This is a genomic window from Paenibacillus pasadenensis, assembly GCF_023715725.1.
Taxonomy (GTDB): Bacteria; Bacillota; Bacilli; order Paenibacillales; family Paenibacillaceae; genus Paenibacillus_O; species Paenibacillus_O pasadenensis_A.
Map to the genome: position 1 here is coordinate 1 of NZ_JAMBOT010000048.1, position 456 is coordinate 456.

Annotated in this window: 1 protein-coding gene; it reads right to left on the minus strand. The window is 66.7% G+C overall.

What is annotated here, in order from left to right; all coding sequences use genetic code 11:
• A partial coding sequence (locus tag M3223_RS23895; RefSeq protein WP_285891431.1) for a beta-ketoacyl synthase N-terminal-like domain-containing protein occupies window positions 1-456 on the minus strand: 456 nt, incomplete at both ends.

Below are 456 nucleotides of genomic sequence, written 5' to 3' on the forward strand. Positions count from 1 at the left end.
CTGCACAGCATCGGCCTCGCCGCCCGCGACCATCACGTCGGCGTCGCCGGCCTGGATCAGGCGCGCGGCGAGGCCGATGCTGTGCAGGCCGGTCGTGCAGGCCGTGACGGCCGCGAGGTTCGGGCCCTTCAGGCCGAACATGATGCTCAGGTGACCCGAGATCATGTTGATGATCGAGCCCGGCACGAAGAACGGCGAAATCCGGCGCGCGCCACGATCGACGTAGGTCTGGTGCGTGTCTTCGATCATCGGCAGGCCGCCGATGCCGGAACCGACCAGCACGCCGATGCGCTCCGCGTTGGCTTCGGTCACTTCCAGCCCGCTGTCCTTGATGGCCTGGACGCCGGCGGCGATGCCGTAATGGATGAACGTATCCATGTTCCGGGCTTCCTTCGCCGGGATGTACTCCTCGGCGCTGAAGCCCTTCACTTCGCCCGCGAAATGGCAGGCGAGGTT